This window comes from Kitasatospora phosalacinea (assembly GCF_030268885.1).
Taxonomy (GTDB): Bacteria; Actinomycetota; Actinomycetes; order Streptomycetales; family Streptomycetaceae; genus Kitasatospora; species Kitasatospora phosalacinea_C.
This window is the reverse complement of sequence record NZ_BSSA01000025.1, coordinates 108168-130544: the sequence shown is the minus strand read 5'-3', so window position 1 is coordinate 130544 and position 22377 is coordinate 108168. Positions and strand designations below refer to the sequence as shown.

17 protein-coding genes and 1 pseudogene are annotated in these 22377 nt (G+C 73.6%); 6 read left to right on the top strand and 12 right to left on the bottom strand.

Translation table 11 applies throughout. The features are described 5' to 3' along the window. Window positions 1–259: 259 nt before the first annotated feature. The gene (locus QSK52_RS29020) at window positions 260–796 is read right to left on the bottom strand and encodes a hypothetical protein (protein WP_285739160.1); all 537 of its coding nucleotides are present in this window, start codon (window positions 794–796) and stop codon (window positions 260–262) included. A 25-nt stretch (window positions 797–821) separates the two neighbouring features. Between QSK52_RS29020 and QSK52_RS29015 the strand changes: the two are divergent. Next, a pseudogene (locus tag QSK52_RS29015) lies at window positions 822–1022 on the top strand (hypothetical protein); the annotation flags it as partial. Here the strand turns inward: QSK52_RS29015 and QSK52_RS29010 are convergent. Then, window positions 953–2287 carry a vWA domain-containing protein gene (locus QSK52_RS29010; RefSeq protein WP_285739159.1) on the bottom strand — a complete coding sequence of 445 codons (1335 nt, stop codon included), beginning with the start codon at window positions 2285–2287 and terminating at the stop codon, window positions 953–955. The pseudogene QSK52_RS29015 and the gene QSK52_RS29010 overlap by 70 nt on opposite strands. Before the next feature lie 135 nt (window positions 2288–2422). On the opposite strand from QSK52_RS29010, the gene QSK52_RS29005 reads away from it, so the two are divergent. Beyond that, window positions 2423–3091 carry a DedA family protein gene (locus QSK52_RS29005; protein WP_285739158.1) on the top strand — a complete coding sequence of 223 codons (669 nt, stop codon included), beginning with the start codon at window positions 2423–2425 and terminating at the stop codon, window positions 3089–3091. 17 nt (window positions 3092–3108) lie between these two features. Here the strand turns inward: QSK52_RS29005 and QSK52_RS29000 are convergent, their stop codons facing one another. The 7 genes from QSK52_RS29000 to QSK52_RS28970 form a co-directional block, all read right to left on the bottom strand. Then, complete coding sequence (locus QSK52_RS29000; protein WP_285739157.1) at window positions 3109–4104, bottom strand: endonuclease/exonuclease/phosphatase family protein; 996 nt, start codon at window positions 4102–4104, stop codon at window positions 3109–3111. 115 nt (window positions 4105–4219) lie between these two features. Next, entirely contained in the window at window positions 4220–5080 is an 861-nt protein-coding gene (locus QSK52_RS28995) for a DMT family transporter (RefSeq protein ID WP_285739156.1), read from the bottom strand. 140 nt (window positions 5081–5220) lie between these two features. Continuing rightward, window positions 5221–6456 carry a hypothetical protein gene (locus QSK52_RS28990; RefSeq protein ID WP_285739155.1) on the bottom strand — a complete coding sequence of 412 codons (1236 nt, stop codon included), beginning with the start codon at window positions 6454–6456 and terminating at the stop codon, window positions 5221–5223. 149 nt (window positions 6457–6605) lie between these two features. Continuing rightward, window positions 6606–8492, bottom strand: a complete 1887-nt coding sequence (locus QSK52_RS28985; RefSeq protein ID WP_285739154.1) for a discoidin domain-containing protein — start codon at window positions 8490–8492, stop codon at window positions 6606–6608. 152 nt (window positions 8493–8644) lie between these two features. After that, complete coding sequence (locus QSK52_RS28980; protein WP_285739153.1) at window positions 8645–10495, bottom strand: hypothetical protein; 1851 nt, start codon at window positions 10493–10495, stop codon at window positions 8645–8647. Between the two features lie 235 nt (window positions 10496–10730). Beyond that, window positions 10731–12383 carry an AMP-binding protein gene (locus tag QSK52_RS28975; RefSeq protein WP_285739152.1) on the bottom strand — a complete coding sequence of 551 codons (1653 nt, stop codon included), beginning with the start codon at window positions 12381–12383 and terminating at the stop codon, window positions 10731–10733. Window positions 12384–12476: 93 nt separating this feature from the next. Continuing rightward, window positions 12477–12779, bottom strand: coding sequence for a hypothetical protein (locus QSK52_RS28970; protein ID WP_285739151.1), 303 nt, complete (start codon window positions 12777–12779; stop codon window positions 12477–12479). A 167-nt stretch (window positions 12780–12946) separates the two neighbouring features. On the opposite strand from QSK52_RS28970, the gene QSK52_RS28965 reads away from it, so the two are divergent. Then, window positions 12947–13825: a glycosyltransferase family 2 protein gene (locus QSK52_RS28965; RefSeq protein WP_285739150.1), complete on the top strand. Its 879-nt coding sequence runs from the start codon at window positions 12947–12949 to the stop codon at window positions 13823–13825. 29 nt (window positions 13826–13854) lie between these two features. Here QSK52_RS28965 and QSK52_RS28960 read toward each other — a convergent pair whose 3' ends face one another. After that, window positions 13855–15597, bottom strand: a complete 1743-nt coding sequence (locus QSK52_RS28960; RefSeq protein WP_285739149.1) for a hypothetical protein — start codon at window positions 15595–15597, stop codon at window positions 13855–13857. 286 nt (window positions 15598–15883) lie between these two features. Here QSK52_RS28960 and QSK52_RS28955 point away from each other — a divergent pair, with 286 nt between their 5' ends. The 3 genes from QSK52_RS28955 (at window position 15884) to QSK52_RS28945 (ending at window position 20133) form a co-directional block, all read left to right on the top strand. Beyond that, a complete protein-coding gene (locus QSK52_RS28955) occupies window positions 15884–16726 on the top strand; it encodes an alpha/beta hydrolase (RefSeq protein ID WP_285739148.1) in 843 nt (280 codons plus the stop codon). A gap of 266 nt (window positions 16727–16992) precedes the next feature. Continuing rightward, window positions 16993–18279, top strand: coding sequence for a ricin-type beta-trefoil lectin domain protein (locus QSK52_RS28950; protein ID WP_285739147.1), 1287 nt, complete (start codon window positions 16993–16995; stop codon window positions 18277–18279). Between the two features lie 180 nt (window positions 18280–18459). Further along, entirely contained in the window at window positions 18460–20133 is a 1674-nt protein-coding gene (locus QSK52_RS28945) for a glycoside hydrolase family 64 protein (RefSeq protein WP_285739146.1), read from the top strand. 63 nt (window positions 20134–20196) lie between these two features. On the opposite strand, the gene QSK52_RS28940 is transcribed toward QSK52_RS28945, so the two are convergent. Together QSK52_RS28940 and QSK52_RS28935 are read right to left on the bottom strand one after the other, a co-directional pair. Further along, entirely contained in the window at window positions 20197–20691 is a 495-nt protein-coding gene (locus QSK52_RS28940) for an aegerolysin family protein (RefSeq protein WP_285739145.1), read from the bottom strand. Window positions 20692–20834: 143 nt separating this feature from the next. Continuing rightward, window positions 20835–22331, bottom strand: coding sequence for an MFS transporter (locus QSK52_RS28935; protein WP_285739144.1), 1497 nt, complete (start codon window positions 22329–22331; stop codon window positions 20835–20837). Between the last annotated feature and the right edge of the window lie 46 nt (window positions 22332–22377).

Sequence of the window (22377 nt, the reverse complement as noted above, 5' to 3'; positions counted from 1 at the left end):
CGTCCGGCCGCGTGCGTGGTGATGCCCGGCGGGCCGACAAATCCCAAACAGGACAGTCAGAACGTCAGTCAGGCGGAGGGTCAGACCCGCCGGCAACAGCACCACGTCACATCCTCACTGTCAGGCGTCGTGGCGCTTCTTGACGATCTGCGGTTCGAAGCTGCCCCTCACGGTCGCGCGGGACCTCGATCCGGACGGGGCCGACCTCAACCGCCTCGACCGAGACGGTAACGTCGCTCCTCAGGTGTTGCTTCCTTGATCAGGAGTGGCACCGAAGACCGTACAGACCCGGTTGACCCGTCCCGCCGAGGTTTTCGGCAGCCGTCTGAGCCTGTTCAACGCCTTCGGACTGCCATGGGAGTACGGAGGCCGCATCGTCGCTCTGGGCCTGGTAGACGGTCACGATCGAGGCGACGGCATCGACTTCGAGCGGTCCGGTGATCCTCAGCCAGACCAGTTCGGGCAGGTCATCGGAGCGTTCGAGTCGGGCCACGGCCTCGGCAGGCCAGGGCGCCGGCGACTCCGGTAGGTGGATCAGCGAGATCCCGTCGATGAAGACGGGGACCAGTGCGGGTTCCCACGGGCGGACCGAGTAGAGGCCGGACAGCGAGACCACCACGTCGGGCTTCTGCGGTCCCTCGCGCAGCCACACGTCCAGCGTGTTCTCCTTGCGGTCCGCGCGGGACTCGTCCGACGAGATGCGCTCGATGGAGTAACTGATGCAGGACTGCAGTCTCCGTGCTGCATTCGTGCATCGGTTCTTGAAGGCGTCGGATGCCGCATATTCGTTGGCCACGGCACGAGACCACGGCGACGGGTCAGTGGAGCACGCCTCCGCCCGGATGAAGACCTGGAGGATCCTGCGCGACTGCCGCCTCAAGGGCAACGGTGTCCACCGCGCCATGCTCGGCACCGCCCCGGCCGACACCGCCCCGGACGCGCCGCAGCCCTCCTACCCCACGATCCCCGCCCGGCGGGCCGCCGCCACCCACCGCGGGAACTCCGACAGCAGGCGGTCGTAGAGCTCCGGGTCCGGGAGGGTGCTGATGTCGTCGACCGCGAAGAAGCCGACGTTGTCGACGCGGCGGCCCGGGAGGGAACCGAAGTGCTCCAGCACGCCGTAGTCGCCGTGGCCGAGGCCGACGAACTGCCAGAAGACGGGTTCCTCGACCGCGGCGCGCAGTTCGCGCTCGATCTCGGCGTTGCGGTAGACCCCGCCGTCGGAGAAGAACAGCACCAGGGTCGGCGCGTCCGCCGGGTTCTCGCGGACGTGGTCGCGGACCTGGGCGATGACCTTCTGCTCCTCGTTCTGGATGCCGACGGCCTTCATGTCGACCCGCCCGTCGGGCATCGGCGGGCGGATCCGGCGGCGCCCGAACAGCGACATCTCGCCGACCCGGACGTGCAGCCGCAGCCACTCGGGGAGGCCGGCCAGCCGCAGGTCGGGGAGGCGGGCGGGCTGGGTGGCGAAGGTCCAGGCCTGCATGGTGCCGTCGTCGTCGAGCTGGGCGGCGACGGCGGCCATCCGTTCGACCACGTCGGCGACGACGCCCCGGTGGTAGAGGGTGCTCATCGAGCCGGAGGCGTCCAGCACCAGGATCACCCGGGCGGTGAGCTGCTGGGCGCCGTGCTTGCGCAGGCTGACCGCGACCTGCTGCTTGCGCAGGGTGAGCCGCTTGCGCATGTCGACGGGCAGCGCCCGCTCCTCCGCCGACTCCGCGGTCCCCACCGCGGGCCCGGGCTCCGGCGCGGGCGCAGTCTCCACCACGGGCTCCGGCTCGGGCTCGGGCTCCGGCGCGGGCTCGACCGGGGTGAACCCGTGCGCGACGGCGAGACCGGCCAGGCCGTCCGTCCACCCCTGGCCGACCGCGCGGAACTTCCAGCGGCCGTCGCGCCGGTACAGCTCGCCGCAGACCAGCGCGCTCTCCGCGCCCGCCGCGGGGTCGAAGCGGGCCAGCGCGGCCCCGGTGCGGGCGTCACCGAGCAGCAGCGACAGCCCGGGGGCGGCGCCGAGGCCGCTCCCGTCCGCGGTGAGGGCCAGCAGCAGCACCCGCTGGACGCCGGGCGGCAGGGCGTCCAGGTCGAGCTCCGTCGCGTCGGGCCCGACCACGACGCCGGGGGCGCGCTCGCGTTCGCGCAGCAGCCGCGGGCCGCCGTCCGCACCCAGCAGCAGCGCGGCGGTGCGCACCGCGGGAGTGCCGGGCCCGGTCGGCCGGGCGAGTTCGGCCCGGACGGCGGTGGCGGCGATCGGCAGGTTGGCGCCCTTGGCGAGGGGAGTCGCGGTCACCTCCCCAGTCTGCCCGCTGCGGGGGCACCCAGCCCCCACCACCCGGCCCTCCCCTCCGTGCCCCGCCGTCCAGCCCCTCCCCTCCGGGCCCGCGGGTTACGGTGGGCGGGGGCGACGAGGAAGCTGGGTGGTCGGATGGGCGCGGTGACCGACTGGCTGGGCGGGCTGTCCGGGCCGGTGGTGTACGCGGTGGTGGGAGCGCTGGTGTTCGCCGAGGACGCGCTGTTCTTCGGTTTCGTGCTGCCCGGCGAGACCGCGGCGGTGCTCGGCGGGGTGCTGGCCCACCAGGGCAGCGTCTCGCTGGGCTGGATGCTGCTGACGGTGGTGGCGGCGGCGGTGCTGGGCGACTCGGTCGGCTACGAGGTGGGGAGCCGGCTCGGCCCGCGGGTGCTGGAGACCGGGTCGATGCGCCGTCATGCGGACCGGATCGGCCGGGCACAGGAGCTGATCCGCCGTCGGGGCCCGGCGGCGGTGCTGCTGGGCCGGTTCGTGGCCTTCTTCCGTGCCCTGATGCCCGCGCTGGCGGGCGTCTCGCGGATGCCGTACCGCCGTTTCCTGCTCTTCAACGCGCTCGGCGGCCTGCTGTGGGGCGTCGGCTGCGTGCTGCTGGGCTACTTCGCGGGCGCGGCGTACTCCAAGGTGGAGGGCACCGTCGGCCGTTCCGTGGCGGTGGCCGCGGCCGCGGTCGTCCTCCTCGCCCTGCTGGTGCACCACGTCCGCAGCCGCCGCAGGGAGCACCGGGGCGAGGCCGACCACCGGGGCGGGGCCGACCACCGGGGCGGGGCCCACCGCGCGGACGACTGACCCCCGCCCCCGGACGGCTACCCCCGGACGGCGAGTTCGGCGACCACGGCGCGGTGGTCGGTGCGCGGCAGGGCGTGCTCGGAGACGTCGACGGCGGTCAGCGCGGAGCCGTGCAGGACGTGGTCGATCTGGATCACCGGCGGGACGCCCCGGAAGTCCGGGTGGTCCTCCGGCCAGGTCGGGAACAGTCCGGCGCCGAGTTCCTCGTGGGTGTCGGCCAGTCCGGTGTCGATCAGGTCGCGCATCGGCTTGTGGTCGAGGGTGGCGTTGAAGTCGCCCAGCAGGACGGCGTTGCGGGTGCGCCCGGGCGCGGCGGCGGCCAGCCGGTGCAGGCCCTCGGCCCAGCGGCGGGTGTCGCCGAGCGGGTAGTAGGTGTGCACGGCGACCAGTTGCACCGGGTGCCCGGAGACGTCGACGGTCAGGTTGGGGTACGGCCAGGCGGGGTCGGCGGCGGAGCTGACGGGCAGCCGGGTGTAGAGCGCGGTGTCGTCGCCCGCGGGGCGCTCGCGGTGCGGGAGCAGGTCGCGGATGCCTGCGGCGTCCAGCGCGGCGGCGGCGGAGTCGCTCTGCTCCTCGACGGCGAGCACGTCGATCCGCTGCTCGCGCACCAGGTCGACCAGGGCCTTCGGCGAGATCTGCCCCATGAAGTTGTTGCTGGTCGCCACCCGCAGCCGGGGCGCCCCGGCCGGGGCGTCCGTCCCGTCCGGGAGGAACCGGGGCGCCAGCCACCACAGCTGCAGCAGCACCAGGACGGCCGCGGCCGCGCCCAGCCACTTCTCGCGCAGCGCCGCGGCGGCGCCCAGCAGCAGCACGCACAGCAGCGCCGCGTACGGCAGCCCGGACATCGGCAGCGCCCACCAGGTGCCGTCGTCCCACCCGAACAGCCGCACGACGGCGAGCACGGCCGGGCCCGCCAGCAGCACCGCGCAGCCCGCCAGCGCCGCCACCCGCCGGCGGCTCCGGTGCCCCGCGGGCGCCCCGTCCTCCGGCGTGCTCTCCGTACCGTCCGTCACGGCGCTCCTCCCAGGGCGTCGACCGGCGACCGTGATCATCCGGCCGCCGTCGGGAAGGACGGCCGTCCGCCCGCCGCAGTTCCCCCGGCACCGCGCCGCTGCGGCGGACGGGACGTCAGTACGCGGTCTCGCGGATCTGCGGGACGGTCCGGACCAGGGTGACCACGCCGCCGACCACCAGGGCGACGGCGAGGAGTTCGGGGACCAGCAGCCAGCCGGTGCGGACCGTCTCGTCGAACAGCACCACGCCCAGCAGCAGGCTGACGGCGGCGTCGCCGATGGTCAGGGCGGGTTGGGAGGCCACCAGCGGGCCCGCCTGGAGGGCGTTCTCCAGCAGGAGGACGGCGGCGACGCCGGTGAGGGCGAAGCCGTACGTCTGCCAGGTGGCGAGGAAGGCGGACAGGCCGCGGTCGGAGAGGGTGCCGGTGGCGGACTTGAGCAGGGCCGCGGTGAGCGCGTTGCCGATCGCGGCGGCGGTGCCGAGGGCCGCGGCGCGGAACAGCGGGCTGCGGTGGCGGTCGCGGGCGGCCGCGACGCACAGGGCCATCGCCCCGAGGCAGCCGGTCAGGACGGGGGCCCAGCGGCTCATCGGCGCCTGGTCCTCGGCGCCGGAGGGGGCGGCGCAGCCGAGGAACAGCGCGAGGCCGCCGACCACCGCCGCGACGCCCGCCCATCCGGCGGCGGGCATCCGGCGGTGCAGCAGCGGGGCGGCGATCAGCAGGGCGAACGGCAGTTCCAGGACGAACACCGGCTGCACCAGGGCGAGCGGTCCGAAGGCGAGCGCCAGCGCCTGGAACAGCGCCGCCCCGACCACCCCGGCGATGCCCGCGACCCACGCCGGGTCGCGGGCCAGCACCAGCAGGAACCGCAGCCCTCCGCCCCGGTCGAGCCGGGCGGCCGCCTTCCGCTGGAAGGCGGTACCGGCGGCGTTGGAGGCGGCTCCGAGCACCGCAAACACCACAGCGAGCACGTCCATCCGCCATCGGTTCCCCGGCCCCCGAGCAGCCGAAACCCCGACGGGTCGGAAGGACCCCCGTGAACGGCGACGCCTCCCGCGCACGGCGACGGCCCGCCGCGGGCGGGTTGCCTGCGGCGGGCCGGTCGGGGCGGGCCGGGTTACTGCTGGCCGCTCCAGGCGGAGCGGGGCTGCGCCTTGGCGGTGCGCAGGGTGGCCGGGTCGATGTCGACGTCCGCGTAGAAGACGCCGAGGTTGTAGCCGTCGCCCTGGGTGTTGACGGTGACGCTGATGTCGGTGTCGCCGTTGCGCAGGTACGGGGAGACGTCCCAGCGGTTGGCGTCGTAGCCGAAGGTGTTGGGGTAGGCGGGGTTGCGCGGGAAGCGCTGGGCCGGGTCGGCGTTGTCGAGGTTGGAGGTGAAGGCGTCGTCGGCGGGGTGGAGGGCGTCGCTGAAGCGGGTGAGCGGGCCGTTGGTGGACTTCATGTCCATGGTGTCGCCGGTCCACTTGTGGTCGCCGTCGTAGACGACCCAGCCGAGGTGGCCGGTGACGGGGCCGGTGGCGGGGGTCTTGATGCCGCTCAGGGTGCCGGTGAGGGCGGGGCTGTTGGGGAGCTCGGGCTGGAATCCGTCCCAGACGTGCAGGTGGCGCAGGGGTTCGCAGGCGCGCTCGTAGGCGACGACGACCGTCCAGCCGCCCCAGCTGTGCGCCTTGACGACGGAGTCCATGTCGGCGGCCTCGTAGGTGCCGGAGCCGTGGTTGCGGACCTGCTCGGTGATGTCGGCGGAGGCCTGGTAGCTGCTCTCCTCGTTGGTGGTGATGTAGCCGATGGAGGGCTGCTGGTTGGCGATGTTGGTGTACTGGACGTCGCCGGGGAACTTGAAGTAGATCTCGTCGATCTGGCTCTCGGGCAGGACGGTGTCGCCGATGCCGCGGGTGCCGCCCCAGTAGAGGCGGGCGAACTTGACGGTGGCGTCCTCGGGGATCTGCAGGTCGGCGGAGCTGGAGGAGTAGATCGGGTCGCCGAGCGGACCGATGTGGCCGGGGCCGTCGATGTTGATGTACTTCATCGGGAAGTTGTTGTTGATCGGGCGGGGCCCGTCGCCGTTGCGGGCCTGCTCGCAGGGGGCCTGTGCGGGGTCGACCGGCGGCTGGGTCTCGTCGCAGGTCATCAGGGTGTTGCCGATGTGGGTGATGCCGCCGTGGAAGTCGCCCTCGAACCGGGTGGTGAACGGCAGCCGGTTCTCGGTGATGGTGGTCGCCGCGGCGATCCGGTCTCGGGACGCGGTGGGGCGGCTGTCGGTGGAGTGCGCGGCGGGGACGGCCAGGGCGCTCGCAGCGGCGACGAACGCGGCGGTGGCGGTCAGGGTTCGCCGAGTGGGGCGGGGACGGGACAAGGCGTGATCTCCTCTGACGGATGGTCATCTGCCCTGATGGGAGGGCACACCAACCTGACCATCCGTCAGGTCGTAGATCGGGGTATTGGGCCGAACGACGGCATTCCTGAGTATTTCCTGAGAATTCCGCCGCCCGGCCCGACGGGCCGTCAGGCCCGCTGCTCGACCCGGACCCAGTCCACGGCGAGGGTGGCCGCGCCGGCCGCGACCTGGTCGACGGTGGACTGCGGCAGGCCCCAGAACGGGGTGGTGACCTTGTTCCAGCCCGCGGGGTAGGCGCCGCCGAGGGCGAAGTTGATGATCACGTACTGGTTGTGGTCGAACGCCCAGGCGCCGCGGGTGGCGAGCGTCTTCTGCCGGGGCACCTCCAGGGTCTGGGTGCCGTCGACGCTGAACCGCATGGCGGTGGGCGTCCACTCGACGGCGTACACGTGCCAGCCGGTGACGTCCTGTCCGGCCGGGAAGTGCTGCAGGGCGCCGATGTTGCCGTCGGCGGAGTAGCCGGGGCCGTGCAGGGCGCTGCTGGTCCAGTCGGCGTAGCCGATGTTCTCCATGATGTCGGTCTCGCCGCAGTTGGGCCAGGACACGTCGGGGTCGTCGACGTTGGAGCCGAGCAGCCAGAAGGCGGGCCACAGGCCGAGCCCGGCGGGCATCTTGATCCGGGCGCTGACCCGGCCGTAGGTGAAGTTGACGGCGGTGCTGGTGTCGATCCGGGCGGAGGTGAACTTGTAGTTCCCGCCGCCGGGGGCGTTGTAGCCGCCGGGCAGGTAGCGGGGGGTGATGAGCAGTTGGCTGTCGGCGACCTTCAGGGTGCTGGGGTCGTCGACGTAGGCCTGGGACTCGCCGTTGACCGAGCCCATGGTGGTGCCGGTGACGACGACCCGCCACTTGCTGCGGTCGAGGTTGGTGCCCGCGAAGTCGTCGAAGAAGACGGTGCGGTAGGCGCCGGTGCTCTCGACGGGCGGCGCCGGGTACTCGGCGGCGGCGCTGCCGCCGGTGCCCCAGACCTGGAACTCGTAGAGCGAGTAGCCGAACTGGGCGGTGGCGGGGGCCGGGTTGTAGAAGCGGCGGCGGCGCAGGCCGAGCATCCGGACGTAGCGCCCGGTGGCGGGGGCGGCCAGGGTGATGGCGTCGTGCAGGCCCGCCGAGCTGCCGGGGGTGCCGATGTTGGCGTCGCGGGCGGCGACCTGGGCGGCGGTGGGCTGGTACACGGTGCGCCAGTTCTGGTTGTCGTCGGAGACCTGGATCTGGTAGTCGACCGCGTAGGCGGACTCCCAGTGCAGGTCGACGGCGGTGATCCGGGCGGTGGCGCCGAGGTCGACGGCGATCCAGCGGTGGTCGTTCCAGTCGCTGGCCCACCGGGTGGCGTCGCCGGTCAGCCCGGCGGGGACGCCGCCGTCGAAGGCGTGCAGCGGGGTGTGTCCGGCGTCCTGGTAGTAGTTGCTGTACCCGGGGTGGTTGAGCGCCAGGTCGGCGGTGGTGGTGGACGCGGGGGCGGGGGCGCCGCCGTAGACCTGGAAGGCGTACAGCGAGTAGCCGTACGGGGTGGCGCGCTGCAGGCCGCGCATCCGGACGTAGCGGCCGAGGGCGGGCTGCGGGTGGGTGTGGACGGTCGTGGTGCCGCCGGTGCCGGCGTTCTCGGTGTAGACCGACTGCCAGGCGACGCCGTCGCGGGAGACCTCGACCACGTACTTGAGGCCGTAGGCGGCCTCCCAGACCAGGACGACCTGGGTGATCCGGATGACGCTGCCGAGGTCGATCCGGATCCAGGCGTCGTCGGCGAAGTTGCTGGAGAAGCGGGAGCCGGCGTTGTTGTCGAAGGCCGCGCCGGGGCCGAACGGGCCGCCCTCGGTGCCGGAGGCGGTGGCGGCGGCGGGGTCGGCGGCGTACGCGGCGGCCGCCCAGTCGGCGTCCCAGGCGAGGCCGCCGGGGGCGGCGGCCCGGGCGGGGGTGGCGGGGCCGGTCAGGGTGAGGCCGGTGGCGCCGGCCGTGAGGGCGGCCAGGAGCAGGGCGTTGCGACGGCTGAGCTCGGTCATGGGGACTCCGCTGCGGTGGGGGGGTGGGTGGGGTGAACTGCTGGTACGGGCCCCGGAGTTGGGTTCGGGGGCCGGTACGCGGTGCGGCCCGCCGCGTGCTCGGGCCGGAGTGCGCGGCGGGCCGTGTCGGGGGGTGGACGGTCAGGGGGCCGTCAGGGGGTGGCCACGGGGTAGGAGACGACGTTGCTGGGGCCGCCGAAGGCGGGGTCGACGGGGCGGCCGGTGCCGTTGATCACCGAGTCGATGCCGCCGGAGCCGTTGAGGAAGACGGTCAGCAGGTCGTGGAACTTCACGCCGGGGGTGGTGGGCGCCTGGAAGGCCATGGAGTTGCGGATGTCGACGCCCTGGTTGAAGTAGGAGTAGCTGCCCATGCCCCAGCCCTCGAAGGTCTTCACCTTCGGGCCGACGGCGAACGCCGGGTAGCCCTTCTGCTGCGGGCTCGCCATCCAGGCGGCCTGGTTGGGCACGTCGTAGGGGTTCTCGTTCTGGAAGAACACCACCCGGCCCTGCTCGCCGTTCCACTGCACCTCGGTCTTCTGGAAGTGCTCGACGGCGAGGCCGGTGGCGGTGACCCGGTCGCCGTTGACGACCAGTCCGGTGTCGCTGCGGGCGCTGCTCCAGTTGCCGCCGCCGGTGCCGTGGTCGGCGCGCCAGATCCAGGCGTCGTCGATCAGGGTGTCGTCGCTGTTGACCTCCAGGGCGGTGTCGGCCGCGCCGTTCAGCGCGCCGCCGACCCGGAAGAACACGTCGGACAGCGTGATCGGGTCGGCCCGGTGCGCGGCCTTGCTGCCGCGGTTGCCGATCTGCACCAGGACCGGCGACTTCTGCTCCCCGGCGTCGACGATCAGGCCGGAGAGGGTGACGCCGTCCACGTCGTCGACCTTGACCGCGGCGTTGCCGCCGGTCGGGACGAGGGTGGCGAAGCCGAGGCCAATCACCTGGGTGCCGGGGCGGGTGACCTTGATCGCCTCGGGCAGCTCGTACACGCCGGGGGTGAACAGCAGGTCGCGGCCCGCCCGGAGCGCGGCGTTGATCTGCGGGACGGTGGCGCCGGGGCGGACCACGAAGAAGTCGTCCAGGGCGGTCGAGCGGCCGGGGGTGGGCCCGTCCTCCCAGCTGGTGCCGCGGGAGTCGCGCTGCGCGGCGGGCACCAGGACCCGGTAGCGGCCCTGGTCGTCCAGGTACAGGTAGGGGGCCTCACGGGTGACCGGGCAGGTGTCGAGGGTGGTGTACGGGGCGGCGCCCTGCTCGGTGGAGAAGGACTGGGCGGGGGCGCCCTCGGTGCCGCAGAACACCTGGTTCCAGACGGCGTTGGTCCAGCCGTCCAGGTTGCTGGTGCGGGTGAAGAACTGCTGCTGGGAGCCGTTGATCACGGTGCCGCCGGTGAACTTGGAGTCGGCGATGAAGCCGCCGCTGGCCCAGGCGGGCGAGCCGGTGCAGTAGTCCATCAGCGTCACGTTGCCGTTCAGCTGGACCCGGCGCAGCGGGGCGGCCTGGGAGACCGCCCAGAAGTCGGTGTTGCCGTAGCAGCCGCTCTGGCCCGCGACGTTGACGGTGAGGTTGCTCAGCGAGCGCCAGAAGTTGGTGGTGGCGTAGCACTGCGACTGGTCGCCGCCGACGCACTGGTTGTAGACGTCGACGGAGCCGTTGATCACCACGTCGCCGGGGCTGCGGCCGAGGCCCGCGACGCTCTCGTAGAAGCCGACCGGGAAGACCAGCGGGTCGGCGGCGGTGCCGTAGGTGCCGGGCCGGAACAGGATCGCGTAGCGCTGGGGGCCGAACTCGTTGCCGGCCTGGGCCCGGGCGAGGGCGTTCAGGCGGTCCTGGACCTGGGCCTTGGGCATGCTCGGGTCGAGGACGATCACGTTCTCGCCGAGGCTGCCGCCGCCGGGCGGCACGGGGGCCGCGGCGGCCTGGGTGGTGGGGGCGACGAGGGCCGCGACCAGGGCGGTGGCGGCGGCTGCCGCGAGGCCGTAGCGGCGGGACCGGGGAGCTCGGTTCATGGGGGTGCACACCCGTCTGGTGGGATCCGGGGGACGGCGGCCGGGGGCGGGACGGCGTGCTGACCGCACGTCAGCCGCGGAACCGGGCCGCTTACTTCACGCCGAGATTTAACGTATGAGAAAAGTGGGCGTCAAGACCTGTGACAGCTTCCGTGCCGGGCATCCCGAGCGGCGGCCGGACCCCCGGCGGGGTCCGGCCGCGGTGGAACTGCTGGTCAGCGCGGGTCGACGCGCGTCAGCGCCCGGCGGTGTCCTCCTCCGCGGGCTCCGCGAGGAGGGCGGCCGCCAGCTCGCGCATCTCGACCTTGCGGACCTTGCCGGTGACGGTCATCGGGAACTCCTCGACCACGTGCACGTACCGCGGGACCTTGAAGCGGGCCAGCCGGCCGGCGCAGAACGCGCGCACCGCCTCGGCCGTCAGCGGCGGCGCGCCCTCGCGCATCCGCACCCAGGCCATCAGCTCCTCGCCGTACCGGGCGTCGGGCACCCCGATCACCTGGACGTCGAGCACGTCGGGGTGGGTGTGCAGGAACTCCTCGATCTCGCGCGGGTACACGTTCTCGCCGCCGCGGATCACCATGTCCTTGATCCGGCCGGTGATCGACAGGTAGCCCTCCGCGTCCATCACCGCCAGGTCGCCGGTGTGCATCCAGCCGTCCGGGTCGACCGCCTCGGCGGTCCTCTCCGGCTCGGCCCAGTAGCCGAGCATCACCGAGTAGCCGCGGGTGCACAGTTCGCCGGGCTCGCCGCGCGGCAGGGTGCGGCCGGTCTCCGGGTCGACCACCTTGACCTCCAGGTGCGGGCCGACCCGGCCGACGGTGGAGACCCGGCGTTCCACCGGGTCGTCCGCCCGGGTCTGGGTGGAGACCGGGGAGGTCTCCGTCATGCCGTAGCAGATCGACACCTCCGCCATGCCCATCCGCTCCATCACGCCCTTCATCACCTCGGTCGGGCACAGGGCGCCCGCCATGATGCCGGTGCGCAGGCTGGACAGGTCGTACCCGTCGAAGCCCGGGTCGGCCAGCTCGGCGATGAACATGGTCGGCACCCCGTACAGCGAGGTGCAGCGCTCGGCGGCCACCGCGGCGAGGGTGGCGGCGGCGTCGAAGGCCGGGGCGGGGATCACCGTGCAGGCGCCGTGCGAGGTGGCCGCGAGGTTGCCCATCACCATGCCGAAGCAGTGGTAGAACGGCACCGGGAGGCAGATCCGGTCGCGCTCGGTGTAGCCGCACAGCTCGCCGACGAAGTAGCCGTTGTTCAGGATGTTGCGGTGCGAGAGGGTCGCGCCCTTGGGGAAGCCGGTGGTGCCCGAGGTGTACTGGATGTTGATCGGGTCATCGGGGCTCAACTCCCGCCCCATGGCAGCGAGTTCCTCCCGGTCTCCGGCCCTCCCGGCCGCGGTCAGCTCCGGCCAGTCCGGGCCGTCCAGCAGCACCACGTCCCGCAGGTCGGGGCAGTGCGGGCGCACCTCGGCGATCATCGCCGCGTAGTCGGAGCTCCTGAACCGCTCGGCCGCCACCAGCAGCCGCACGCCCGCCTGGCCCAGCACGTACGCCAACTCGTGGGCGCGGTACGCCGGGTTGATCGTCACCAGCACCGCGCCGAGCCGGGCGGTGGCGTACTGGGTGAGCGTCCACTCGGCCCGGTTGGGCGCCCAGATGCCGACCCGGTCGCCGCGGCCGACGCCCCGCGCCCGCAGCCCGAGCGCCACCGCGTCCACCTCGGCGGCGAACTCGGCGTACGTCCAGCGGCGGCCGGTGGCGCACTCGACCAGCGCCTCCCGCTCCGGGAAGGCGCGCACCGCCCGGTCGAGGTTGGCGCCGATCGTGTCGTCGAGCAGCGGCGTGCCGGTCGGACCGGAGGAGTGGCTGAGCTGGTCACGGGACAAGGGGGCCTCCTGGGAGCGGGTGGTACCGGCGGGTACCCATGCTCCGCACCCGGGGCCGCGCTGACCAGTCCCTCCCGCGATCCGGTGCGGCGCTCAGTCCGACAGCGTGCGGTCGCCGATCACGTCCAGGTTGCGGTAGGTCGGCGGGCCGTCGCACAGCGCGGCGGCGCGGGCCGCGAACTCGGCGGTCTCGGGGCGCTGCGAGTTCTCCATCGCCACCTCGTACGAGGGGAACTCGACGATGTTCAGGTAGGTGTCGGTGCCGTCGCGGTCCCTGGTCTGCAGGGCGCGCACGGCGAGGCGGTGGCCCTCGTTCTTGGCGACCCACTCGTCCAGCAGTTCGTTGAACTCGTCGATCCGCCCGGTCCGGTACTCGATGATCTGGATGAACCTCACCGGTGGCCTCCTCGGCTCCAGCGGACGGGCGCCCGCCCGCTGGATCAAGCGTCCCCGCGGACGGGGCGGGCCGCAATGCCGGGCGGCCCCGGCGGGCGGTCGCCGCGGTGCGCCCGGCGACCGCTACGGTGGGCCGGACCGACGGGCGCGCGAAGGGGCACGATCGCATGGAACCGACACTCGGCGTGGTGGTACTGACCATGGGCGACCGGCCCGCCGAACTCGCCGCACTGCTGGCCTCGGTGGCCGCCCAGGAGGGGGCGGGGCACGGGGTGCGGACGGTGCTGCTGGGGCAGGGGGTCCCGCTGCCGCCGCAGCCCGACTGGGTGGACGTGATCGAGCTGCCGGAGAACCTGGGCATCCCCGGCGGCCGCAACGCGGGCATCGAGCGGCTGCGCGAACTCGGCGGCACCGACGTGCTGGTGGTGCTCGACGACGACGGGCTGCTGCCGCGCACCGACACCTTCCGGCTGGTGCGCGAGGCGTTCGCCGCCGACCCGGGGCTCGGCGTCCTGGCGTTCCGGATCGCCGACGAGACCGGGTTCACCCAGCGCCGCCACGTGCCGCGGCCGGGCAACGCCGACCCGATGCGCTCCGGGCCGGTCACCACCTTCCTCGGCGGGGGCCACGCCATCCGGATGTCGGTGATCGACCGGGTCGGCCCGTTCCCGGCCGAGTTCTTCTACGCCCACGAGGAGACCGACTTCGCCTGGCGCGCCCTGGACGCCGGCTGGCGCATCGACTACCGGGCCGACCTGCTGCTCCAGCACCCCCGCACCGACCCGGCCCGGCACGCCACCTACTACCGCCGCACCGCCCGCAACCGGGTCTGGCTCGCCAAGCGCCACCTGCCCGCCCCGCTCGTCCCGCTCCACCTCGGCGCCTGGCTCGCCATCACCGTCCTGCGCCGCCCGCCCCGCGCCGCCCTGCGCGCCTGGGCGGCCGGCTTCGCCGAGGGCGTCCGCACCCCGTGCCCGCCCCGCCGCCCGATGCGCTGGCGCACGGTCGCCCGGATGACCGGGCTGGGGCGGCCGCCGGTGCTGTGAGGCCGCCCCCGCCGGTGCGGCGCGCGGGGTCACCCGGCGGCGGGGGCCTTCTCCGGGACGGCCCGGGGCCGTCCCAGCAGTACCTGGCGCTCGTCCTCCGGGATCGCCATCGACTCGGCGAGGACGGCGGCCAGCGCGTCCACCGGGGCGTTGTCGCCGTCGGGGCGGAAGACCCACCGGATGCTCTCGTCCCGGGTGATCAGGTCGATCGCGGGGCGCTCGCTCGCCTCCCCCGCGGTCGCCGCCCGGACGTAGCGGACCAGGTCCAGCGGGATGACCTGCCGGACCTCGCCCTGTTCGAGGAACGCGCCCGTCCGGGCGGTGACGATGCGGCGGTCCGTGACGGCGACCAGCGTCCGCGTGGTGCTCCTGTCCATCGCCGCCGCCAGTTTCTCCTTCGCCCCGCCGAGGATCGCCGAGATCGGGCCCAGGGCGTCCAGTTGGTCGGGGAAGGCGAGCACCCGCAGCGTCTCGCCGCTCTCCAGGACCCAGCGCAGCAGCCGCAGGTAGGGCTCGGGCTCCAGGGCCCCGGGCGCGCAGAGCACCTCCGGGACCGTCAGCACCGGGGGCGCCGGACGCAGGGCGTCCGCGAGCGGCTCGACCGCCTCCAGGAGCCGGGCGGAGGTCTCCCGCACCGCCTTGGCGTCCTTGCGCCGCCCCGGCAGCGACAGGCCGTCCGGACCGGGGAGTTCGGCGAGGATCCGCAGCTCCCTGGTCAGCGCGTCGAGCAGGCCGGTCGCCCCGGCGAGCGCCGCGTCGAGCCCGGCCCGGGTGTCGCGGACGACGACCTCGGCGTACCGCGCCTCGTCGGCGTCCCCGTGCCCCGCCGCGCTCGCCCGCCCGGCGCGCAGCGCCTGGTAGCCGGTCCACGCCTTCACGACGGACAGCAGGGCGTGGGCGTCGAAGGCGATCGCCTCGGCGTTCGTCCGCAGGTACTCGCGGCGCTGCGCGCCGGGCCGGTCGAGCTCCCCGACGTGGGTGCGGACGTTGCCCCGGTACAGGTCGAGCTGCTTGCGCAGCAGCGTCTCGCTGCCCGCGAGGCCGTTCCACAGGGACGCCGGGACCGCCCCGACCTCCTTCGCCTGTTCGACGGCGCGGTCGATGGCGGCGACCAGGCCCGTCAGTTCGGCCCACTGCTCGTCGCGCACGGTGGCGAGCACCTTCGTGGTCAACGCGACGCTGGTCCTGAGCAGGCCGGTGATCTCGTTCAGCTGCATCTGCAGGGCGATCGAGGACAGCACCGGTCCGAGGTTCGCGGCGCTCTGCACCACGCCCGCCGTGCCCGAGGCGCCCACCACGCTCACCGGGACCAGCCTGGCCTGCCCCACGATCCGGCCGCCGTTGAACACCGCGCCGAGGTGCGCCCCGTCCTTGACGGCGAGCGTCCCGCCCGCCTTCAGCAGGGCCTGCGTCGCCTCGCTCAGGCGGTAGAGCCCCTGCGCCGCGGGCAGGGCCCTCCCCAGCGTGCCCGCCGCCGTCGCCACGCCGCCCACCGCGGCGAGGGCCGTGGTGAGCCGTGCCCGGCCGGCGGTCGGTACCAGCCCGAAGTCGACCAGGCCGGGGGCGAGTTCCAGCGGGAGGTCGCCGAAGACCACCGCGATGCCCGGCAGCACCTCCGCCAGCACGGCCGGGGCGGGTGCCGCGTCCTGCTCCGGGGCGGGTGCCGCGTCCTGCTCCGACACCGCTGGAACGGGTAGCGCGTCCTGCGCCGCGTCGGTGCCACCGCTCCCCCGGGGCTCGGTGGTTCCGGTCGAGTCCGCAGGGTCGTGCATGCGATGTCCTCCCGCAGGGCACCGACGGCCGGACGCCGTCGAGGTTCACGGCGGCAGTCTAGGGCGCGGTGGACCGCGCTCGGAGGTGGCGGGGTCAGGGCGGTGGCGCCGCTCCGGCAGGGCGTCCCGTGCCGTTCGCGGCCGACCGGCGGTGCCCGGTCGAACCCCTTGGTCCCCGTGCCGTCCACGGCCCCGGTCCTGCCACCGCGGGCCGCCCGGCCGTTCGGCCCGTGAGACGTCCCGCCGGGTGGGAATGAACGGCGGGAGGCGGGTGCTCGGGGCCGTCATGGATCTCTCTCTGCCCCCGGTCGCCCCCGTCCCGTCGCCGTACGGCGGCCTCTCCCGCCACGGTGTCAGCTACGCGCTGCGCACCGGTTTCCGCCCGCTGCTGCTGGACCTGCACGTACCGGCCGGGGAGGGGCCGTTCCCGGTGGTGGTGTGGCTGCACGGCGGCGCGTTCCGGGAGGGCGACCGGCGCTACCTGCCGAGCACGCTGCGGCCCGGTTCGGTGTTCGAGGCGCTGGTGGCGGCGGGCCTCGCGGTCGCCACGGTCGACTACCGGCTCTCCGGCGAGGCCCACTACCCGGCCCAACTCGACGACGTGACGGCCGCGGTGCGCTACCTGCAGGAGTACGCCGGGGAACTCGGCCTGGACGCCGGCCGGCTCGGGGTGTGGGGCGAGTCCGCGGGCGGGACGCTGGCCGCGCTCGCGGCGCTGACCACCGACGCGGTCACGGCCGCCGTCTGCTGGTACCCGCCCACCGACCTGGCCGCCCTGGGCCACCACGGGCCGGACTCCCCGGTCACCCAGCTGCTGGGCGGCTGCTCGTCCGAGCTGGTCGCGGAGGCCGACCAGGCCAGCCCCGTCTCGCACGTCAGCTCCGCCGCGCCGCCGTTCCTGCTGGTGCACGGCGTCCAGGACGACCTGGTGCCGCTGTCCCAGTCCGAGGCCCTGCACGAGCGCCTGCTCGCGGCGGGCGCCCGTTCCGTCCTGGTGCCGGTCGAGGGGGCCGGGCACTGCTTCGGCGAGTACCCGGACACCGAGGGGCTGATCGCCGACGCGGTGGCGTTCCTGTCCGCCGAGCTCTTCCCCCTCGGCCAGCAGGTGAGTCGACGGTCCGTCAGGTGACGTGTCGCCACGGCCGGGCGACCGGCCCGGCCGTGGCGGCCGCTGCCGACGGGCGGCCGGGCGCGCCACCCGTGCAGAGAGCGCTCTCACGAACACCGCGGGTCGCTCCGGCATCAGCTTTCAAGATCTGAAGGGGAGTTGCGGCCAAAGGTCCGAGAAATCCCCCGTTCTTTGACATTGCCATGGCGATATCCCGTCCGTACGATTCAGGCCAACCGGCGGAGGCGCCCCGCCGCAGAGAGCGCTCTCAGACAAAGGATTCCACCATGGCTGCTGCCCCACGCACGCGCCGTTGGCCCCTCGGCGGATTCGTGCTCCTCCTGACCGCCGCCCTGGCGGCCGCCGCGCCGTTCGGCTCCTCCCCCACCGGCACCGCCCCCGCCGCCGTCGCACCGCTGGCCGCCGCGCCGGTGGCCGCCAGCAGCTGGGGCGACGACTTCGACGGACCGGCCGGTTCGGCCGTCGACCCCGCCAAGTGGACGATGGAGACCGGCGGTTCGGGCAACGGCAACCACGAGCTGCAGTACTACACGGCGGGCGCCGCGAACGCCGCGCTGGACGGCCAGGGCCACCTGGTCATCACCGCCAAGCGCAACACCGACGCCGGGCTGTCCTGTTGGTACGGCACCTGCCAGTACACCTCCGCCCGGCTGAACACCGCGCGCACCTTCGCCCAGGCGTACGGGCACTTCGAGTCCCGGATCAAGATCCCGCGCGGGCAGGGCATCTGGCCCGCGTTCTGGATGCTCGGCAACGACCTCTCCACCGTCGGCTGGCCCAACAGCGGCGAGATCGACGTCATGGAGAACATCGGCCGCGAACCCGGCACCGTGCACGGCACCATCCACGGCCCCGGCTACTCCGGCGCGGGCGGGATCGGCGCGCCGTACAGCCTGCCCGCCGGGCAGTCCTTCGCCGACGCCTTCCACACCTTCGCGGTCGACTGGAGCCCCACCGCCATCACCTGGTCGGTGGACGGCACCGCCTACCAGACCCGCACCCCCGCCGACCTGGGCGGCAACCGCTGGGTGTTCGACCACCCGTTCTTCGTGATCCTCAACCTCGCGGTCGGCGGCGACTGGCCCGGCAGCCCCGACGGCTCCTCCACCTACCCGCAGACCATGACCGTCGACTACGTCCACACCACCACCTGGGGCGGCAGCACCGGCACCTACACCGGGCGGATCACCGGCCCCGGCGGCATGTGCATGGACGTGGCGGGCGGCTCCAGCGCCGACAGCACCCCGATCCAGCTGCACAACTGCACCGGCAACGCCGCCCAGCAGTGGACGGTCGGCACCGACGGCACCGTCCGCGCCCTCGGCAAGTGCCTGGACGTCGCCGCCGCCTCCCACAACGACGGCGCGGTCATCCAGCTCTACACCTGCAACGGCACCAGCGCCCAGCAGTGGACGCACCGCTCCGGCAACGACTTCCTCAACCCCGGCTCCGGCAAGTGCCTGGACTCCCCGAACGGCTCCGCGGCCGACGGGACGAAGCTCCAGCTGTGGACCTGCAACGGCACCGGCGCGCAGAAGTGGTACTTCGGCTGACGGCACGACGCCACGCCGCCGAACGCGACCCGCGCTGACGCGGCACCGGCACCGGCACCGGCCACGGGCCGCCCCCACCGGCCCCTCCCCGGCGCGGCCGACCGTCCCTCGCACCCACCTCCGGTCGGCCGCGCCCCCGCACCCGCACCGCCTCCCCACCCGAGAGGACTCCCCCACGCCATGACGCCCCGCCCCCCGGCGAAGCTCTCCCGCCGCGCCCTGCTGACCGCCGCCGCGCTCGCCCTGCCCGCGAGCTACCTGGCGGTCGGCGGGCAGGCCCAGGCGCAGACGCCCGCGACCCTGCCGCTCGACCTGGCCAACACCACCGGCAGCAACACCGTCTACGCGTACGTGGTCGGCCGCGACCCGGCGGCCGGCGGCGGTTGGGCCTTCCTGCAGGCGGACGGCTCCAGCCTGTACCACCCGCCGAACCCGGCCAACGACCAGACGCCGCTGGGCGTGGACTGCGCGATCGCGCTGAACGCCTCCGGGGCGTCGCCGCGCCGGGTGACGCTGCCGCACCTGGACAGCGGGCGGATCTACTTCTCGGTCGGCGCCAAGCTGACCTTCCTGATGAACCGCGGCGGCGGGCTGGCGCTGCCCTCGGTGGTCAACCCGTCCGACCCGAACATCGACGTCCGGCACGACTTCTGCGAGTTCACCTTCAACAACGACCAGTTGTTCGGCAACATCACCTTCGTCGACATGGTCTGCCTGCCGATCGCCTTCCAGCTGGAGGTCTCCGGCGGCGCCACCCAGACGGTGCGCGGCCTGCCCTCCGACGGCCTGGCCCGGGTCGCGTCCGCGCTGCGCGCCCAGTCGGGCGTCGACGGTTCGGACTGGAGCAGGCTGGTGGTCAACCGGTCCGGCGCCGACCTGCGGGTGCTGGCGCCCAACCTGGCGATCCGCGGCAACAGCGCCCTGTTCAGCGGCTACTTCGAGCCGTACGTCGACCAGGTGTGGAGCAAGTACGCGAGCACCGACCTGCGGATCGACACCCAGTACACCTGGGGGACCTTCACCGGCCGGGTCAGCGGCGGCACGCTGAACTTCCCCGGTGCCGGGTCGTTCGCCAAGCCGTCCACGCTGGCGATCTTCTCCTGCAGCGACGCGCCGTTCACCACCGGCAACGACCTGATGGGCAACCTGAGCGCCCGGCTGGCCGCCGCGTTCAACCGCACCACACTGCTCAGCAACCCCGTCCAGCCCACCAACGAGAACCCGGCCGCCTTCTACACCCAGGCCCGCACCAACCACTACGCCCGGATCCTGCACTCCACCACGCCCGACGGCCTCGGCTACGCCTTCCCGTACGACGACGTCCACCCGGCGGGCGTCGACTTCGAGGGCAAGGTGCAGTCCGGCGCGCCCACCCGCTGGGTGATCACCGTCGGCGGCCTGGCGGGCAGCGGCGGTGGCGGCAGCACCACCCCGCCGCCGAGCGGCGGCGGCAGCGCGTTCGCCACCGTGCAGGCGGAGTCGTTCGTCGCGCAGTCGGGGGCGCAGACCGAGGCGTGCTCCGACAGCGGCGGCGGCACGGACGTCGGCTGGCTGGCCAACGGCGACTGGCTGCGCTACACCCTGGACTTCGGCACCACGGGCGCGACCCGGATCGACGCCCGGGTGGCGTCCGGCGCGGCCGCCGGGGTCAGCGGCCTGGTCCAGGTCCGGCTGGGCAGCCCCACCGCGACCCCCGTCGGCAGCTTCGCCGTCGCCAACACCGGCGGCTGGCAGTCCTGGCGGACCGTCCCGGCCGACCTGAGCCGGATCACCGGCGTCCGGGACGTCTACCTGACCTTCAGCAGCGGCCAGCCCGCCGACTTCGTCAACCTCAACTGGTTCACCTTCTCCTGACGGTCCGCCAGGTGGAGCGCGGGGCGCCCCTCCCCCGTCCGGGGCGCCCCTCCCGCCGGTGGCCTACCGGCCCCAGGCGGAGAACTCGACCACCGCGTTGTTGCCGCTGCCCCCGGACGGCTTCGGCACGTAGAACTTCAGGTCGGTGCCGTTGGAGTCGTAGCTGTTGGAGCCCACGTACGGGTTGTTCCAGTGCAGTTGGACGATCCGGCCGTTCAGCACCGGGTTCGCGCAGTTCTCCGAGAAGAACCGGACGGTGCCCTCGGTGCCGGTGGCGAAGCCGTTGGACTCCGAGGCCCAGAAGCCCTGCTGCTGGTCGGCGATCCGCACCGGGGGCTCCAGGCTCCAGATGCCGTGGGCCAGCGACCAGCCCTCCCGGGTGAGGGTGCAGCCGGTCCAGTTGTTCAGCTTGACCACGGTGCTGCGGGCCGCGATGGCGCTGGTGGTCGCGGCCGGGCTGCTCGCCCCCGCGGGCGCGGCGGTGGCCGTGCCCGCGAGGACGAGGGTGAGGGCGGCGGTGGCGGTCAGCGTCCCGGCGATCTTGTGGTGCGTGCGCATGGCTGGTGGTTCCCCCCTTGACCGGCCGCGGACTTTCCTGCGGCCGTGCCACCACTGTGCGCCGTCGCGATAAACCTTCGATTGACGTCCGATGACCGTCCCTTTGCCGCCCGTTCACCCGGACGGCGCCGTCCGGACGACCGTCAGGACGGCGCCGTCCCGGCGCGTTCGACCTGGCTGAGCGGGGCGGCCAGCGACTCCAGGCTGCGGCGTTCGGCCCGGACGCCGAGGAAGGACTCGACCAGGCCCGCGGCCGTCATCAGGGCCGCGCCGATGCAGAACGCGAGGGTGGCGTCGCCGACCTCGCCGCTGCTGACCAGGCCGTTGAAGAGCAGCGGACCGGAGATGCCGCCCGCCGCCGTGCCGACCGCGTAGAAGAAGGCGATGCACAGGGCGCGGGTCTCCAGCGGGAAGATCTCGCTGACGGTCAGGTACGCGGCGCTGGCCCCGGCGGAGGCGAAGAACAGCACGGCCGTCCAACAGGCCGTCATCCCGACGGCGCTCAGCGAGCCGTGCTGGAACAGCCAGGCGGTGCCGAACAGCAGGACGCCGGAGCCGATGTAGCTGCCCGCGATCATCGGCTTGCGGCCGACCGAGTCGAAGAGCGGGCCGAGCAGCACCGGGCCGAGGAAGTTGCCGACCGCGATCACCGCGAAGTAGTAGCCGGTGTCGCCCGCGGGGACGTCGAAGAACTGGGTGAGGATCGCCGCGTACCCGAAGGTGATCGAGTTGTAGAGGAAGGACTGGCCGATGAACAGCGACAGGCCCAGGACGGTGCGGCGCGGGTAGGTGGAGACCAGGGTGCGCGCGATGGTGACGAAGCCGATCGGGCCGCGCTCGCGGATCGCGATCGGCGGTTCGTCCACCGGCGGCAGGGGCTTGCCGGTCTCCTTCTCGACGATCGCCTCCGCCTCGCGGACGATCTCCTCCGCCTCGGCGCCCTTGCCGTGGGTGAACAGCCAGCGCGGGCTCTCCGGGACGTGCCGCCGCACCAGCAGGATGACCAGGCCGAGCACCACACCGATGCCGAAGGCCAGCCGCCAGCCGACGTCGGTGGCGAACAGCGAGGTGTTCAGCAGCGCGATGGAGGCGAACGCGCCGAGCGCCGCGCCGATCCAGAAGCTGCCGTTGACGATCAGGTCGACCCGGCCGCGGACCCGGGCCGGGATCAGTTCGTCGATCGCCGAGTTGATGGCCGCGTACTCGCCGCCGATGCCGAAGCCGGTGAAGAACCGGCAGACGAAGAAGAACCAGGGCGTCCAGGACAGCGCGGTGACGCCGGTCGCGAGGAGGTAGACGGCGAGGGTCAGCATGAACAGCTTCTTGCGGCCCAGCCGGTCGGTCAGCCAGCCGAAGAACAGCGCGCCGCAGCAGGCGCCCGCCACGTAGAGCGCGGCGGCGACGGTGGTGACCTGGGCGGTGCTGATCGCGATGCCGCTGCCGGGTTCGGCGAGGCGGGCGGCGAGGTTGCCGACCACGGTGACTTCCAGGCCGTCCAGGATCCAGACGGTGCCCAGGCCGATCAGGATCCGCCAGTGCCAGGGTGACCACGGCAGCCGGTCGAGTCTCGCGGGGACGTCGGTCTCGATGACTGCCGGATCGCCTCCGGCCCCGACGGTGCGGTGTTGCGGTGCGGACATCACGACCTCCGTCATCCGGTCGTACGCCCGGCCCCTCCGGACGTAC

Excerpts from the sequence above, each read along its gene's own strand:
- QSK52_RS28965 (WP_285739150.1), top strand. The coding sequence starts at position 12,947 with ATGGAACCGACACTCGGCGTGGTGGTACTGACCATGGGCGACCGGCCC.
- QSK52_RS28960 (WP_285739149.1), bottom strand. The coding sequence starts at position 15,597 with ATGCACGACCCTGCGGACTCGACCGGAACCACCGAGCCCCGGGGGAGC.
- QSK52_RS28995 (WP_285739156.1), bottom strand. The coding sequence starts at position 5,080 with ATGGACGTGCTCGCTGTGGTGTTTGCGGTGCTCGGAGCCGCCTCCAAC.
- QSK52_RS28940 (WP_285739145.1), bottom strand. The coding sequence starts at position 20,691 with ATGCGCACGCACCACAAGATCGCCGGGACGCTGACCGCCACCGCCGCC.
- QSK52_RS29005 (WP_285739158.1), top strand. The coding sequence starts at position 2,423 with ATGGGCGCGGTGACCGACTGGCTGGGCGGGCTGTCCGGGCCGGTGGTG.
- QSK52_RS28950 (WP_285739147.1), top strand. The coding sequence starts at position 16,993 with ATGGCTGCTGCCCCACGCACGCGCCGTTGGCCCCTCGGCGGATTCGTG.
- QSK52_RS28935 (WP_285739144.1), bottom strand. The coding sequence starts at position 22,331 with ATGTCCGCACCGCAACACCGCACCGTCGGGGCCGGAGGCGATCCGGCA.
- QSK52_RS28985 (WP_285739154.1), bottom strand. The coding sequence starts at position 8,492 with ATGACCGAGCTCAGCCGTCGCAACGCCCTGCTCCTGGCCGCCCTCACG.
- QSK52_RS28980 (WP_285739153.1), bottom strand. The coding sequence starts at position 10,495 with ATGAACCGAGCTCCCCGGTCCCGCCGCTACGGCCTCGCGGCAGCCGCC.
- QSK52_RS28945 (WP_285739146.1), top strand. The coding sequence starts at position 18,460 with ATGACGCCCCGCCCCCCGGCGAAGCTCTCCCGCCGCGCCCTGCTGACC.
- QSK52_RS28955 (WP_285739148.1), top strand. The coding sequence starts at position 15,884 with ATGGATCTCTCTCTGCCCCCGGTCGCCCCCGTCCCGTCGCCGTACGGC.